Source organism: Streptomyces sp. 549 (assembly GCF_030124175.1).
In the GTDB taxonomy this organism is placed as follows: domain Bacteria; phylum Actinomycetota; class Actinomycetes; order Streptomycetales; family Streptomycetaceae; genus Streptomyces.
On the sequence record NZ_JASKMT010000005.1, the window covers coordinates 182,917 to 197,754 of the forward strand.

The window sequence follows — 14,838 nt, forward strand, 5'->3', positions numbered from 1 at the left end:
CACTCCGGGGGCGGCGTGGGGACGGCGGTGCCGCCCACCGTACCCACGCCGCAGGCGGGCCGCCCGGCGACCCGTCGCGCGCCCGCCGGTTCCGCCACCCGGCCGGTTCCGCAGCCGGGCCGGCGCGCTACCTGGCCTCGTCGGCCCAGTGGCGCTGGAGGGCCAGGTCGGCCTTCACCTCGCCGAGCTGCACGGCGACGGCCGCGGGCGCGGTGCCGCCGCGGCCGTCCCGCGCGGCGAGCGCGCCCCGGACGTTGAGCACCGTGCGCACCTCGGGGGTGAGGTGCGGGGAGATCTTGGCGAACTGCTCGTCCGTCAGCTCGTCGAGCTCGATGCCCGCGCCTTCGCAGACCTGCACGCACTCACCCGCGACCTCGTGCGCCACCCGGAACGGCACGCCCTGCTTGACCAGCCACTCGGCGACGTCGGTGGCCAGCGAGAAGCCGGCCGGAGCCAGTTCCTCCATGCGCTCGCGGTGCACGGTCAGCGTCGCCATCATGCCGGTGAACGCCGGGAGCAGCACCTCCAGTTGGTCGCAGGAGTCGAAGACCGGCTCCTTGTCCTCCTGGAGGTCGCGGTTGTAGGCCAGCGGCAGGGCCTTCAGTGTGGCCAGCAGCCCGGTCAGGTTGCCGATCAGACGCCCGGACTTGCCGCGGGCCAGCTCGGCGATGTCCGGGTTCTTCTTCTGCGGCATGATCGACGAACCGGTGGAGAACGCGTCGTGCAGCGTGACGAAGGAGAACTCGCGGGTGTTCCAGATGATCACCTCCTCGGCGATCCTGGACAGGTCGACGCCGATCATGGCGGTGACGAAGGCGAACTCGGCGACGAAGTCCCGGGAGGCCGTGCCGTCGATGGAGTTCGCCGAGGAGCCGCGCCCGAAGCCGAGGTCGGCGGCCACCGCCCGCGGGTCCAGGCCGAGCGAGGAGCCGGCCAGCGCCCCGGAGCCGTAGGGCGAGACGGCGGTGCGCTCGTCCCACTGGCGCAGCCGCTCGGCGTTGCGGCCGAGCGCCTGGACGTGGGCGAGCACGTGGTGCGAGAACAGCACCGGCTGGGCGTGCTGGAGGTGGGTGCGGCCCGGCATGGCCACGTCCGGGTGGGCCTCGGCCAGCCCGACCAGCGCCTCCTGCAGGTCGGTGAGGAGTCCGCCGATGATCCGTGCGTGGTCCCGCAGGTACATGCGGAAGAGGGTGGCGACCTGGTCGTTGCGCGAGCGGCCGGCGCGCAGCTTGCCGCCGAGGTCCGGACCGAGCCGCTCCAGCAGGCCGCGTTCGAGTGCCGTGTGCACGTCCTCGTCCGCGACGGCCCCGGTGAACGAGCCGTCGGCGACGTCGGCCTCCAGGCGGTCCAGACCGTCGAGCATGCGCTCCAGTTCGTCGGCGGTCAGCAGGCCCGCGGTGTGCAGCGCCCGGGCGTGCGCGCGGGAACCGGCGATGTCGTAGGGCGCGAGCCGCCAGTCGAAGTGCACCGACGCGCTCAGCCGGGCCAGCGCCTCGGACGGGCCGTCCGCGAAGCGGCCGCCCCACAGCCGAACGTCGCCGCCCTCGGCCGGCTTCCGCGGTCCGTTTGTCATCGCTGCTGTACTCCTCGTCGGCGGGGTGGCGTGCACCTCCCCGCCACTACTGCGGCGAGGAGGCGGGTGAGGCGTCGGGCGGTGCTGCCGGGGCGCAGACTACTGTGCCAGGTCACGCTTGGCTGCGATCTTGCTGGACATGCCGAACAGTTCGATGAAGCCCTTCGAGAGCGACTGGTCGAAGGTGTCACCGGTGTCGTAGGTCGCCAGGTTGAAGTCGTACAGCGACTGCTCGGACCGCCGGCCGGTCACGGTGGCCCGGCCGCCGTGCAGGGTCATCCGGATGTCGCCGCTGACGTGCTGGTTGGCCTCGTTGATGAAGCCGTCCAGGGCCCGCTTCAGCGGGGAGAACCACAGGCCGTCGTAGACCAGTTCGGTCCACCGCTGCTCCACCTGCCGCTTGAAGCGGGCGAGTTCCCGCTCGACGGTGACGTTCTCCAGCTCCTGGTGCGCGGTGATCAGGGCGATGCCGCCCGGCGACTCGTACACCTCACGGGACTTGATGCCCACGAGCCGGTCCTCGACCATGTCGATCCGGCCGACGCCCTGGGCGCCCGCCCGCTCGTTGAGCTGCTGGATGGCCTGGAGCACCGTGACCGGGCGGCCGTCGATGGCGACCGGTACGCCCTGCTCGAAGGTGACGATGACCTCGTCGGCCTCCCGCGGCTGGGCCGGGTCGGAGGTGTACTCGTACACGTCCTCGATGGGCCCGTTCCAGATGTCCTCCAGGAAGCCGGTCTCCACGGCGCGACCGAAGACGTTCTGGTCGATGGAGTAGGGCGACTTCTTGCTGGTGGCGATCGGCAGGCCCTTCTCCTCGCAGAAGGCGATGGCCTTGTCGCGGGTCATGGCGTAGTCCCGGACCGGCGCGATGCAGGTGAGGTCGGGGGCGAGGGAGGAGATGCCGGCCTCGAACCGCACCTGGTCGTTGCCCTTGCCGGTGCAGCCGTGGGCGACGGTGGTCGCGCCGTGCTTCTTCGCGGCGGCGACGAGGTGCTTGACGATGGTCGGCCGGGAGAGCGCCGAGACCAGCGGGTAGCGGTCCATGTAGAGCGCGTTGGCCTTGATCGCGGGGAGGCAGTACTCCTCGGCGAACTCGTCCTTGGCGTCGGCGACCTCCGCCTCGACCGCGCCGCAGTCGAGCGCGCGCTTGCGGATCACGTCGAGGTCCTCGCCGCCCTGGCCGACATCCACGGCGACGGCGATGACCTCGGCTCCGGTCTCCTCGGCGATCCAGCCGATGCAGACGGAGGTGTCCAGGCCACCGGAGTAGGCAAGTACAACGCGCTCGGTCACGGGGTTCTCCTAACGATCCATGCGGTGACAGGTATAAGTATGCACTCCTCCGTATGATTCGTCAAAGGCCGCTGTTTCCGCAGCTCAGCTCCGTGCCGCCGCGGTTGTCGGCTGTTGCGGGGACGGTCCCCTCCGCACCGGGACCGCGGCCCGAGCCGCCGCCCGCATGACAAGACGGTGTTGCGGGCACGACCCCGCCCGGCGTTCCATCGGCCGATGCCCTCCCCCACCCCCGCGCCGACGCCCGACGCCGCCACCGGCACCGCCGCAGACCGTTCGGCCCGCCGGGCCGTGACACTCTTCCCCCTGCTGGTGCTCGGCGCCGGCGTGCTCGGATTCGCCACACCGGCGGCGTTCGACGGCTGGACCTCCGCCGTGCCCTACCTGCTCGGCGCGGTCATGTTCACCATGGGCCTGACCCTCACCCCGCCGGACTTCCGCGGCGTGCTGCGCCGCCCGTGGGCGGTCGGCGTGGCACTGCTGGCCCAGTACGCGGTGATGCCGGGCCTGGGCTGGCTCGTCGCCCACGCACTGGGACTGCCGCCCGAACTGGCCGCCGGTGTCGTCCTGGTGGGCTGCGCGCCCGGCGGGACCGCGTCCAACGTCGTCACCTACCTGGCCCGCGGCGACGTGGCACTGTCGGTGTCCGTCACCACCGTCTCCACCTGCCTGGCACCACTGGTCACCCCGCCGCTCGCGCTGCTGCTGGCCGGGGAGTTCCTGCCCGTGGACGCCGGCTCGATGATGGTGGACATCCTGCGGACGGTGCTGCTCCCGGTCCTGGGCGGGCTGCTCGTACGGCGACTCGCCGCCCGCCGCATCGCCGCCCTGGTACCGGTGCTGCCCTGGCTCTCGGCGCTGGCGATCGCGGTCATCGTCGCCGTGGTGGTGGCCGCCAGTGCGGGCAGCCTGCGCGCCGCCGCGGGCGCCGTGATGGTCGCCGTCGTGCTGCACAACGGCCTCGGCCTGGCCCTGGGTTACGCGGCCGGGCGGCTCGCCGGCCTCGACGCGCCCGCCCGGCGGGCGCTGACCTTCGAGGTGGGCATGCAGAACTCCGGGCTGGCCGCGTCCCTCGCGGCAGCGCAGTTCAGTCCGCTCGCCGCCCTGCCCGCCGCGGTGTTCTCCGTGTGGCACAACATCTCGGGCTCGCTGCTCGCCGCCCTCTTCGCCCGCAGCTCGCGGGCCACCGCCGCACCCCGCGAAGGGGACACGCCAGACACACCGGACACAGTGTGACGTTCGGCCCGACGTTCGACCGTGCAGGGCTTCCAACTCAGCCTGACGTTCGACTCAGCGTGACCTTCAGCTCAGCGTGACTTCTGGGCGAGGCGCAGGAGATGGTCGGCGAGCGTCTGGCCGCCGTCCGGGGAACGACTGATCAGCAGCAGCGTGTCGTCTCCCGCCAGGGTGCCGATGATCTCGTGGACCTCGGCCTGGTCGATGGCGGAGGCGAAGAACTGGGCGGCCCCCGGCGGGGTGCGCAGCACCACCAGGTTGGCCGACGCCTCCGCGGAGATGAGCAGTTCCCCGGCGAGTCGCGCCATGCGCGCCTCGCTGGCCGACTCGCCCATCGGCGCCCGCGGGGTGCGGTCGCCGCCCTCCCCCGGCACCGCGTAGATCAGCTCTCCGCCGGAGTTGCGGATCTTCACCGCGCCCAGCTCGTCGAGGTCCCGCGAGAGCGTGGCCTGGGTGACGCTCAGGCCGTCGTCGGCGAGGAGTTTGGCCAGCTGGCTCTGGGAGCGCACCGGCAGCCGGTTGAGGATGTCCACGATCCGGCGGTGCCGGGCCGTCCTCGTCTGCGGCACGGCCTGGCCGCTGTGCTGCTCCTCGATCATGGTCACTCTCCGGCTCGTCGGGTTCCGTCGGCGGCGTCGAGCACGGCCGGCAGGGCCCGCACGAAGGAGTCCGCCTCGCTCTCGCTGATGATCAGCGGCGGCGCCAGCCGGACGACGTCGGGCACGGCGGCGTTGACCAGGAAGCCCGCTTCCTGGGCTGCCCGCTGCACCTGCGCGGCGACCGGCTCGGTGAGCACGATACCCAGCAGCAGCCCGGCTCCCCGTACCTGGTCGATCAGCGGATGGCCGAGCGCCCACACCGCGTCCCGCAGCCGGCCTCCGACCCGCTTGACGTGGTCCAGCAGCCCGTCCTCCGCGATCGTGTCCAGCACGGCGAGCGCGGCGGCGCAGGCCACCGGGTTGCCGCCGAAGGTCGAGCCGTGGTGGCCGGGGTGCAGCAGGCCGGCCGCCTCGCCGAAGGCGAGGGTCGCGCCGATCGGCAGCCCGCCGCCCAGTCCCTTGGCGAGCGTGACGAGGTCGGGTTCGACGCCCTCGGCCTGGCCGGCGAACCAGTGCCCGGTCCGGCCGATGCCGGTCTGCACCTCGTCGAAGACGAGCAGGGTGCCGGTCGCCGAGGTGATCTGCCGGGCGGCGGCCAGGTAGCCGGGCGGCGGCACGACCACGCCGTTCTCACCCTGCACCGGCTCCAGCACCACCAGTGCCGTGCGGTCGGTGACGGCGGCCCGCAGCGCGTCGGTGTCGCCGTAGGGCACATGGGTGACGTCGCCGGGCAGCGGCTGGAACGGGTCGCGCTTGGCGGGCTGCCCGGTCAGTGCGAGTGCGCCCATGGTCCGGCCGTGGAACCCGCCGTCCGCCGCCACCATGTGGGTGCGGCCGGTCAGCCGGCCGATCTTCAGGGCCGCCTCGACCGCCTCCGCGCCGGAGTTGCAGAAGTAGACGGCGCCGTCGCGGCCGGCCAGCGCGAGCAGCCGCTCGGCGAGCGCGACGGGCGGCTCGGCGACGAACAGGTTCGACACGTGGCCGAGAGTGGCGACCTGGTCGGAGACGGCCCGCACGACGGCGGGGTGGCCGGTTCCGAGGGAGTTGACGGCGATGCCCCCCAGCAGGTCCAGGTACTCCTTGCCGTCGGCGTCCCACAGGCGGGCGCCCTCACCGTGGGTGAGTGGGACACGCGGCGTGCCGTAGTTGTCCATCAGCGCGCCCTGCCAGCGCCGCGTCAGGCTCTCGTTGCTCATACGGGCTCCCCCTCGTCCGGCACGACCATGGTGCCGATTCCCTCGTCGGTGAAGATCTCCAGCAGGATCGAGTGCTGCACCCGGCCGTCGATGACGCGGGCGGTGTGCACCCCGTTGCGCACGGCGTGCAGGCAGCCCTCCATCTTCGGCACCATGCCGCTGGCCAGGTCCGGCAGCAGCTTCTCCAGCTGGCTGACGGTGAGCCGGCTGATCACGTCGTCACTGTTCGGCCAGTCCGCGTACAGGCCCTCCACGTCGGTCAGCACCATCAGCGTCTCCGCGTCCAGCGCCGCGGCGAGTGCCGCGGCGGCCGTGTCGGCGTTGACGTTGTAGACGTGGGTGCCGTCCTCGCTGCGGGCGATGGACGACACGACCGGGATGCGGCCGTCGTCCAGCAGGGCCTGCACGGCTCCGGTGTCGACTGCGGTGATGTCGCCGACCCGGCCGATGTCGACCCGCTCGCCGTCGATGTCGGCGTAGCGCTGCACGGCGGTGAGGGTGCGGGCGTCCTCGCCGGTCATGCCGACCGCCCACGGCCCGTGCTGGTTGAGCAGGCCGACCAGGTCGCGCTGCACCTGCCCGGCGAGGACCATGCGCACCACGTCCATCGTCTCCGGCGTGGTGACGCGCAGCCCCGCCTTGAACTCCGAGACCAGGCCGAGCCGGTCGAGCTGCGCGTTGATCTGCGGGCCGCCTCCGTGCACGACCACCGGGCGCAGCCCGGCGTGCCGCAGGAAGACGACGTCCTGCGCGAAGGCCGCCTTCAGCTCCTCGTCGACCATCGCGTTGCCGCCGAACTTGATGACGACCGTCTTGCCGTGGTGCCGGGTCAGCCAGGGCAGCGCCTCGATGAGGGTGCGGGCCTTGGGCAGCGCGGTGTGCTTGCGGGCGCTCATGACGAGTACGCGCTGTTCTCGTGGACGTAGTCGGCCGTCAGGTCGTTCGTCCAGATGACGGCCGACTCCTCCCCCGCGGCGAGGTCGGCGGTGATGCGCACCTCGCGGTAGCGCATGTCGACCAGGTCCCGGTCCTCACCGACGCTGCCGTCCCGGCATACCCAGACGCCGTTGATCGCGACGGACAGCCGGTCGGGCTCGAAGCGGGCGGAGGTCGTGCCGATCGCGGACAGCACCCGGCCCCAGTTGGGGTCCTCTCCGTGCAGCGCGCACTTCAGCAGGTTGTTGCGGGCGATGGACCGGCCGACCTCGACGGCGTCGTCCTCGCTGGCCGCGCCCACCACCTCGATGCGGACGTCCTTCGAGGCGCCCTCGGCGTCGCGGATCAGCTGCTGGGCCAGGTCGTCGCAGACCGCGCGCACCGCCTCGGCGAAGTCCCCGGGCGCCGGGGTGAGGCCGGAGGCGCCGGAGGCGAGCAGCAGCACGGTGTCGTTGGTGGACATGCAGCCGTCGGAGTCGATCCGGTCGAAGGTGGTGCGGGTGGCGTCCCGCAGCGCCTTGTCGAGGTCGGCGGCCGGCACGTCGGCGTCGGTGGTGAGCACCACCAGCATGGTGGCCAGCCCCGGCGCGAGCATGCCCGCGCCCTTGGCCATGCCGCCGACCGTCCAGCCGTCGCTGCGGACGGCGGCCGTCTTGTGCACGGAGTCGGTGGTCTTGATGGCGATGGCCGCGTCGGTACCGCCGTCGTGCGACAACCGGCCCGCGGCCTCGTCGACGCCGGGCAGCAGTTTGTCCATCGGCAGCCGGATGCCGATCAGCCCCGTGGAGGCGACGGCCACCTCACCCGCGCTGCCGCCCAGGGCCGCGGCGACGTGCTCGGCGGTGGCGTGCGTGTCCTGGAAGCCGAGTGGCCCGGTGCAGGCGTTGGCGCCGCCCGAGTTGAGCACGACCGCGGAGACCCTGCCGCCCCGCAGCACCGTCTCGGACCACAGCACGGGTGCGGCCTTGACCCGGTTGGAGGTGAAGACCCCCGCCGCCGCCAGACGCGGCCCCTCGTTGACCACCAGGGCCAGGTCGGGGTCGCCGCTCTCCTTGATCCCGGCTGCGATGCCCGCAGCCGTGAACCCCTTCGCCGCTGTCACGCTCACTGCGTCTCCTCGTCTGCTTCTCCCCCGCCGCCGCGCCGCGGCGAGGCGGGTGTGCTCTGGTGGCTGTGCGGAACCGTTCCCGTGCGGTGCGCCGACACGGGTGCCGACGACCTGATCACGGCGCCACGCCGGTGGCGGGCAGGCCGCGCTCCTCGGGCAGGCCCAGCGCCAGGTTCATGCTCTGCACCGCACCGCCCGCGGTGCCCTTGGCCAGGTTGTCGACGGCGGCGATGGCCACGATGCGCCCGGCCGCCTCGTCCAGCGCCACCTGGAGCTGGACCGCGTTCGAGCCGTACACCGCGCCCGTCGACGGCCAGGCGCCCTCCGGCAGCAGGCGCACGAACGGCTCACCGTCCAGCGCCTTTCCGTAGGCCGCCCGCACGTCCCCGGCCGTCACACCGGGCCTGGCCCGGGCGGTGCAGGTGGCGAGGATGCCGCGCGGCATCGGCGCCAGCGTCGGGGTGAACGAGACGCTGACCGGCTCGCCCGCGACCGCGGACAGGTTCTGAATCATCTCGGGCGTGTGCCGGTGCACGCCGCCCACGCCGTACGGGCTCATCGAGCCCATCACCTCGCTGCCCAGCAGGTGCGGCTTGAGCGCCTTGCCCGCGCCCGATGTCCCGGAAGCCGCGACGATCACCGCCTCCGGCTCGGCGAGCCCGGCGGCGTAGGCCGGGAACAGCGCGAGCGAGACGGCCGTCGGGTAGCAGCCGGGTACGGCGATACGCCGCGCGCCGCGCAACGCCTCGCGGGCGCCGGGAAGTTCGGGCAGCCCGTAGGGCCACGTCCCGGCGTGCGGGGTGTCGTAGTAGCGCACCCAGTCCGAGGCGTCGCGCAGGCGGAAGTCCGCCCCGCAGTCGATCACCAGCACCTCGCCGCCCAGCTGCTCCGCCACCGCAGCGGACTGGCCGTGCGGCAGCGCCAGGAAGACCACGTCGTGCCCGACCAGCACGGACGCCTCGGTGGGCTGGAGCACCCGCTCGGCCAGCGGGCCCAGGTGCGGCTGCAGGACGCCGAGCGGCTGCCCGGCGTTGCTGTTGCCGGTCAGCGCCCCGATCTCGACGTCGGGGTGCTGGAGCAGCAGACGCAGGAGCTCCCCTCCCGCGTACCCGCTCGCCCCGGCCACTGCCACACGTACCGCTGCCATCGGTCCCTCCTCATCGATGGCATGACTATACGAAGCTAGGCAGGTTTATGCAATCGGTTATGCAGTCGGGCCCGAGTCGGGCCCGAGTACCCCATGTGTTACCGAGCGGCCGAGCCGGCCCTTGAGCGTCGTCTCCGGTTGGGCGGCATGTCACGGGCCTCGCTGCTACGGTTCGGCGGTGACGCGGGGGCGATCGTGGGCAAGGTGAACAGAGGCGAGGACGGGGTGCTCGAACCGCGCCTGCGCCTGGGTGAGGTCGTGGCGCGCGGGGCGGCATCCGGAGCGGGGGCGGCACTCTGCGTGGTCGTCGCCGCGTTCGTCTTCCAGAAGCACGACGACCGCGTCGACTTCCTGGAGGCGACTTCCTTTCTGGGACTACTGACCGGCACGGTCTTCCTGTTGATCGGGCTGTTCTTCTGGGCCTGCAGCTTCGGGGAGGTCCTGCGCTGGCGTGACTTCCTCACCACGACCTCTCCCCACGATGTGGTCTCGATCGCCGCGCCGTCCCTGGTCCGCGCCGGCGTGTTCCTGCTGGTGCCTGTTCCGGTCGCTTTCGGCCTGGGCGAACTCGTGGCATCGGCCGCCGGCGGCTCCTGGCTGTGGGGCACCTGACCGGCACTCAGCTCGGTCAGGCGTCATCCGGCGGGCAGTCGCACCTGGGCGGCAGCGCCCGTCGACGACCGGCCCCTCTCGGCGGGCGGGGCTACCGTGCGTAGGCACGAGCCCGGCGCCGGTGACGGGCCTGATCAGCGCTACCACGCTACTCATCAGTATGGTCACGATCGGCGGACCCGTCCTGTCGCTCCTGTTCCCGCCGCCGCATGTGGTGTGGGATGACTGGAACCAGGAACTCGACCACGAAGCGCACAAGGCGTGAAGGGCCCGGCCCGAGGTGCGGGCCAGACCAGTGATGCGAGCACGAGAAGAGCAAGGAAAGGGGGAACGATGGCACGAACGAAGGCGCAGAGCCTGCGGACGGTGGCCTCAGCGGTGGCCTCCGGTGCCGATCCCCGGCAGGCGGCCGAGGAGGAAGTCCGGCGGCGCACGGGGCGGTCGGTCGCTCGGCCGCAGAGCCGGGGACAGGCCGGCCAGGGACGGGACGACGCCGACGAGGAGTCGTCCGCGCCGGAGGAAGAGGGCATGGACCCGGCCGACTTTCCGGCCGCGAGGGAACAGGGCGGCTCCATCGCCACGGTGATGGCGCAGAAGACCGTCTCTCTCGACGAGGCCGGCGAGGCGCTCAACCAGAGCGAGCAGCAGCGTGAAGGCGGCGAGCAGGTCCATGCGATCTGCCCGATGGTGCTCCCCAAGGGCCGCTCGTTCCTGAGCATGCTCCCGGTGCTGTCGCTGCTCGTCCTGGGCGCCGTGGGCACCGCGATCGTGTCGACGGTGGACGACTCCCCTCTGACCAACCCGCTCTTCGGGCTGCACTACTGGGTCATCTCCCTGGTCGCGGTCGCCTTCGTGTGGTGGCGGCAGGGCATGGTGATGGTCCCGGACGGCTGCCAGGCGCTGATCACGCGCTTCGGGAAGCTGGAGAAGGTCGTCGGCCCCGGCCGGGTGATCCTGATCAGCCCGTGGAAGCGGGTCTCGTACATCCTCAACACCACCCGCGAGTACCCGTTCAACGCGCCGGTGCGCGAGGCTCCGACCAAGGGCGGCGTGAAGGCCTCGATCGACCTGTTCATCCAGTTCCGGATCAGCGACGCGACCGAGTTCGTCTACACACTGGGTGCGGTGCGCGGCTTCGAGGAGAAGCTGAGCAACGCGGTGAGCGAGACGATCCGCAGCCTCATCTACGAGCAGGAGGCCGCCGGGATCTACGACATGGTCGGCGAGGACACCGGCCGGCTCCTCGAGCAGCTGAACCAGCAGTTCCGGCCCGCGGTGGAGCTGACCAACGCCAACATCACGCATGCGGAGCCCTCCGACCGCAACTACCGGATGGACCTGGCCGCCCCGGAGATGGTGCGGATGGCGAAGGAGGCGTACACCCACGAGTACGCGCTGATGCTCCGCAAGGAGCAGGACGAGGGCGACCTGAGCAAGGAGCTGGCAACCAGCCACGAGACGCTCTCCGCGATCCACGCCGACATCGCCCAGTACCAGGCCCAGATGGACACCGCCGTGGAGCGTGAGACCAACCGCGCCCAGGCCCTCGCCCGCCAGCGCTATGTACAGGCCGAGTCCGAGGCGAAGGCCAACGCGGCGCTGCTGGAGGCGCAGGCCCTCGACATCCGCGCGGTCACCGCGGCCGAGGCTCCCGAGATCCTCGAGTACCGCTACCAGCAGCAGATCCTCGACACCCTCGAGCAGGTCGCCGACCATCTGCCGCGCCTCGTCCGCATCGGCGGCTCGGCGGACGGCGACGGCGCCGCCGGGGTCGACTTCCTGCAGCTGGCCCGGGAGATGGTCGGCGAGCGCGGCGAGGAGCTGTTCAGCGAGGCGGACATGACCGCCATGCGCGGGCAACTCGCCGCCATCGGCGAGCGCATCGCCGGACGCGAGGACGAGATCGTGGTGCTGCTCCAGGCCGAGCGGCCCACCGTGCCGTCGGCCGAGGGCGGAGCGCCGACGAGCGCTTCGGCCGGTCAGGAGACCGCCGAGCAGGCGAAGGCGTCCGAGGTTCCCGACTTCTCCGAGGAGGCCGGTCAGTGAGTACCGCACGCATGAACCGCAGGTCGGTCATCTCCGAGGCGGTCGCGCCCTGGAGCGACATCGCCCAGCTGCTGCGCGGCGGCGAGGCCGGCACGCTGATCCCGGTCATCATCCCCCGCAACCGGCGCCGGCTGTGGTGGATGCTGCCCCTGTGGCTCGGCCTGTTCGCGCTGCTCACGGGCGTGATGCTGTCGCTGCGCGGGGCGGACTCCGACGGCGCGGCGGACCTCGCCTACGGTGCACTCGCCGGACTCGCCTACGCGACCGGCGGCCTGCTCCTGATCATCGGCGCGCTGTGGTGGTGGCGATCCTCGATCGTCGAGATCGAGCAGGGCACCAACGGCGTCCTCACTCGCTACGGTGCGGTCACCCGCACCCTGGACGCCGGCCGCCACTACCTCTGGCACCCCTGGTCGAGGGTGGACTTCGTGGTCGACACGGCCACCGAGATCCCGTACTCCGCCCCGGTGATGGCCTGCCCGACGCAGGAGAACGTCCCGCTGCGGTCGATCGAGTTCTTCCTGAAGTTCCGCATCACGGACGCGGTCCGGTTCGTCCGCACGATCGGCGCGGGCAACTTCGACCTGGTCCTGTCCAGCGCCGTCCAGGACGCCATCCGCCAGCGCGCCCGCCAGATGCGCACCGAGCGGGCGTACGACCTGCGCGGCTCCGACGTGGCCGACATGCAGGAGCTGCTCAACCGGCAGCTCGAGCGCTACGGCGTGCGCATCACCGGCTCCAACATCCCGGACGTCCAGCTGCCGACGCAGTACCAGCAGCATCTGGCGACCAGGGAGCGGGTCGCCAAGGAGCGCACGGCGTACGAGCAGGAGTGGGGGCTGACCCGCAAGCGCCGTATCGACAGCCTCGGCATGGACATCGAGCGGGCCAAGAAGGTGCGCGACGCGCGCATCGTCGAGGTGAAGGCCGCGCTCAACAACGCCCGCGAACAGGTTGCCCAGCTGCTGGAGGAGCAGGAGACCAACGCCCAGCGGGTCCGTTTCGAGATCGAGACCCGCGGTCGCAGCGGCCTGATCTCCGCCGAGAACGAGGCCCGCGCCCAGCGCGCCCTCGCCAAGGCATACCGCGACAACCGCGCGGTGCTCCAGTACGAGCTTGCCCGCCGCCGCCTCGAAGTGGGCGCGGAGCTGGCGTCGAAGGCACCGCAGCCGGTGGTCGTACGCACCGATGGCGGCAGCGGTGACACCTCGGCGCTCTCGACGCTGCTCGCCGCGCAGCTGCTGCCGCGGATGACGGCGCTGCCCGCGGCTCCGACGCGGCACTTCAAGGACGGGCAACCGGACGGGGACGACAACGCCTGAGGCGGGCGTCGCCCCGCCACGTTCAGCCCGGCGGCTCCCGGCTCCGAACTCTCCTCGGAGCCGGGAGCCGCCGTTGCCGTTCTCTGGGCCCGCACCTGGACAGCTGCCCGTTGGGCAGGGGACATCAAGGGGCCCGGCGGATTACTCGTGACAATTGCGGTTGCCGGAGGGATGAGGTACGCGCGGGGAGGCGGGCTGACACCGAGGAAGCAGACGGCTCGTGAACGGGTGAGATCGGAGGCCGCGGAGCGGTTCGCGCGGGCACCGTGCAGACGGACACCGCAGGTGCGGGTGAGGGCCCGAACCGGGAACGGCTCTCCGTTGCGGAACTGCTCTGGTACGAGAGCGGCGAACGATCGCGTCTGATCCACCGGTTGCACGTGTACCGGGAGCGGAAGGGCAAGGCGAAGAGCTTCACCTGGCAGGGCTGCCGCGACCTGATCGTCGAAACGCACAGCCCGCCCCAGAGATCTCGGTCGCAGCGGGTGCGACCGAGTGCCGCAGTTGGCGGCTCTTGCCCACTGCGGCACTCGGTCCGCGAGCGGCCTACTCCGAGCGGACCTGCGCGGCCTGCATGCCCTTCTGCCCGTGCTCAGCGATGAACGAGACGCTCTGGCCTTCCTTGAGGGACTTGAAACCATCGGACTCGATGGCCTTGAAATGTACGAAGAGGTCGTCACCGCCCCCGTGCGGGGTGATGAAGCCGAATCCCTTCTCGTCGTTGAACCACTTGACCGTGCCGGATTGCCGGTTGGACATGCCCACTCCAAGGTTGCGTGGCGACCCTGCGCCGCCAGTTGGACCTTGCCATGCGGACGCCGACGCACGCTCAGGTTCCCGCCCACATCCGCCCACCGTGACGCTCACGCGCCATGCCGAGCGCTCAGTCACGGTGTGTGACTCGAACCTTCACCCGATGAGCGAGTTGATCTCTGCCCGGCGACGAAACCCGCTGGTGTCGGCGGAGAGCCGGTGAATAGGATCGCCGGCATGGCTCTGCGACCGGTCAATGTGAACATCAAGGCTGTTGACGACTCAGCCGTCGGCCGGTTCTGGGCGGAGGCGCTCGGCTGGGGTGTCTCCAGCGAAGAGCCCGGCGTGACCAACGTCGAGCCGGGCGGCGGGTTCGTCTGGCCGGACCCGGTCGCCGTCTGCGTCGACGTGGTCACCGTCCCGGAACCCAAGACGGCGACCAAGAACCGGGTACACCTCGATCTCGCCACCATCTCAGCGGCCCATCAGGCGGAGCTGGTCGCACGTCTGCGCTCCCTCGGTGCGACGCCCGCCCATGTGGGCCAGGGCGACGTGCCGTGGACGGTTCTCGCGGACCCGGAGGGCAACGAGTTCTGCGTGCTGGAGCCCCGGGACACCTACCGGGACACCGGGCCGATCGCCGCTGTGGTGGTCGACTGCGCGGACCCGCGAGCCATGGCCCGGTTCTGGGACGAGGCCACGGACTGGACCCTGCACGAGGTCAGCGACGACCATGCGGTGCTGCGTTCAGCCAAGGCTGTCGGCCCGTACCTCGAGTTCCTCCGCACGCCCGGCGGGAAGACCGTGCCGGACCGGGTGCACGTCGACCTGCTGCCGTATCCGGGTGACGACCAGGAGGCGGAGGTGGCCCGGCTGCGGGCGCTCGGCGCCACCGACATCGACCTCGGCCAGGGTGACGCCCCGTGGAAGTGCCTGGCGGACCCGGAGGGCCACGAGTTCTGCGTCCTCGCCCCGCGTCCCGAGGCGGGGCCGTGACGGCGCCCCGACGCGTGG

General features: G+C 71.7%; 14 protein-coding genes. 6 read left to right on the plus strand and 8 right to left on the minus strand.

Annotated features, from left to right (window positions below; genetic code table 11):
- Positions 1-127 precede the first annotated feature (127 nt).
- Entirely contained in the window at positions 128-1,573 is a 1,446-nt protein-coding gene (gene argH / locus QNO07_RS08535; protein WP_283991069.1) for an argininosuccinate lyase, read from the minus strand.
- A gap of 99 nt (positions 1,574-1,672) precedes the next feature.
- On the minus strand, positions 1,673-2,869 hold the full coding sequence (locus QNO07_RS08540; protein ID WP_283991070.1) for an argininosuccinate synthase: 1,197 nt from the start codon (positions 2,867-2,869) through the stop codon (positions 1,673-1,675).
- Positions 2,870-3,085: 216 nt separating this feature from the next.
- Here QNO07_RS08540 and QNO07_RS08545 point away from each other — a divergent pair, with 216 nt between their 5' ends.
- The gene (locus QNO07_RS08545) at positions 3,086-4,105 is read left to right on the plus strand and encodes a bile acid:sodium symporter family protein (RefSeq protein WP_283991071.1); all 1,020 of its coding nucleotides are present in this window, start codon (positions 3,086-3,088) and stop codon (positions 4,103-4,105) included.
- Positions 4,106-4,176: 71 nt separating this feature from the next.
- Here the strand turns inward: QNO07_RS08545 and QNO07_RS08550 are convergent, their stop codons facing one another.
- The 5 genes from QNO07_RS08550 to argC form a co-directional block, all read right to left on the minus strand.
- Entirely contained in the window at positions 4,177-4,704 is a 528-nt protein-coding gene (locus QNO07_RS08550; RefSeq protein ID WP_283991072.1) for an arginine repressor, read from the minus strand.
- Between the two features lie 2 nt (positions 4,705-4,706).
- Positions 4,707-5,900: an acetylornithine transaminase gene (locus QNO07_RS08555; RefSeq protein WP_283991073.1), complete on the minus strand. Its 1,194-nt coding sequence runs from the start codon at positions 5,898-5,900 to the stop codon at positions 4,707-4,709.
- Positions 5,897-6,796: an acetylglutamate kinase gene (argB, locus tag QNO07_RS08560; protein ID WP_283991074.1), complete on the minus strand. Its 900-nt coding sequence runs from the start codon at positions 6,794-6,796 to the stop codon at positions 5,897-5,899. The genes QNO07_RS08555 and argB overlap by 4 nt, the downstream gene beginning before the upstream one ends.
- A complete protein-coding gene (argJ, locus tag QNO07_RS08565) occupies positions 6,793-7,944 on the minus strand; it encodes a bifunctional glutamate N-acetyltransferase/amino-acid acetyltransferase ArgJ (protein ID WP_283991075.1) in 1,152 nt (383 codons plus the stop codon). Before argJ ends, argB begins: the two co-directional genes overlap by 4 nt.
- A gap of 115 nt (positions 7,945-8,059) precedes the next feature.
- On the minus strand, positions 8,060-9,091 hold the full coding sequence (argC, locus tag QNO07_RS08570; RefSeq protein WP_283991076.1) for an N-acetyl-gamma-glutamyl-phosphate reductase: 1,032 nt from the start codon (positions 9,089-9,091) through the stop codon (positions 8,060-8,062).
- Between the two features lie 204 nt (positions 9,092-9,295).
- Here argC and QNO07_RS08575 point away from each other — a divergent pair, with 204 nt between their 5' ends.
- The 4 genes from QNO07_RS08575 to QNO07_RS08590 all read left to right on the plus strand — a co-directional run bounded on the left by QNO07_RS08575 (position 9,296) and on the right by QNO07_RS08590 (position 13,071).
- Positions 9,296-9,703 (plus strand): DUF6336 family protein, encoded by a 408-nt coding sequence (locus QNO07_RS08575; RefSeq protein WP_283991077.1) that lies wholly within the window; start codon positions 9,296-9,298, stop codon positions 9,701-9,703.
- A gap of 121 nt (positions 9,704-9,824) precedes the next feature.
- Positions 9,825-9,968 (plus strand): hypothetical protein, encoded by a 144-nt coding sequence (locus QNO07_RS08580; protein ID WP_283991078.1) that lies wholly within the window; start codon positions 9,825-9,827, stop codon positions 9,966-9,968.
- 68 nt (positions 9,969-10,036) lie between these two features.
- Entirely contained in the window at positions 10,037-11,749 is a 1,713-nt protein-coding gene (locus tag QNO07_RS08585) for an SPFH domain-containing protein (protein ID WP_283991079.1), read from the plus strand.
- A complete protein-coding gene (locus tag QNO07_RS08590; protein WP_283991080.1) occupies positions 11,746-13,071 on the plus strand; it encodes an SPFH domain-containing protein in 1,326 nt (441 codons plus the stop codon). Before QNO07_RS08585 ends, QNO07_RS08590 begins: the two co-directional genes overlap by 4 nt.
- A gap of 546 nt (positions 13,072-13,617) precedes the next feature.
- Here the strand turns inward: QNO07_RS08590 and QNO07_RS08595 are convergent.
- Positions 13,618-13,830 (minus strand): cold-shock protein, encoded by a 213-nt coding sequence (locus tag QNO07_RS08595; RefSeq protein WP_283991081.1) that lies wholly within the window; start codon positions 13,828-13,830, stop codon positions 13,618-13,620.
- A 231-nt stretch (positions 13,831-14,061) separates the two neighbouring features.
- On the opposite strand from QNO07_RS08595, the gene QNO07_RS08600 reads away from it, so the two are divergent.
- Entirely contained in the window at positions 14,062-14,820 is a 759-nt protein-coding gene (locus tag QNO07_RS08600) for a VOC family protein (protein ID WP_283991082.1), read from the plus strand.
- Positions 14,821-14,838: the final 18 nt, after the last annotated feature.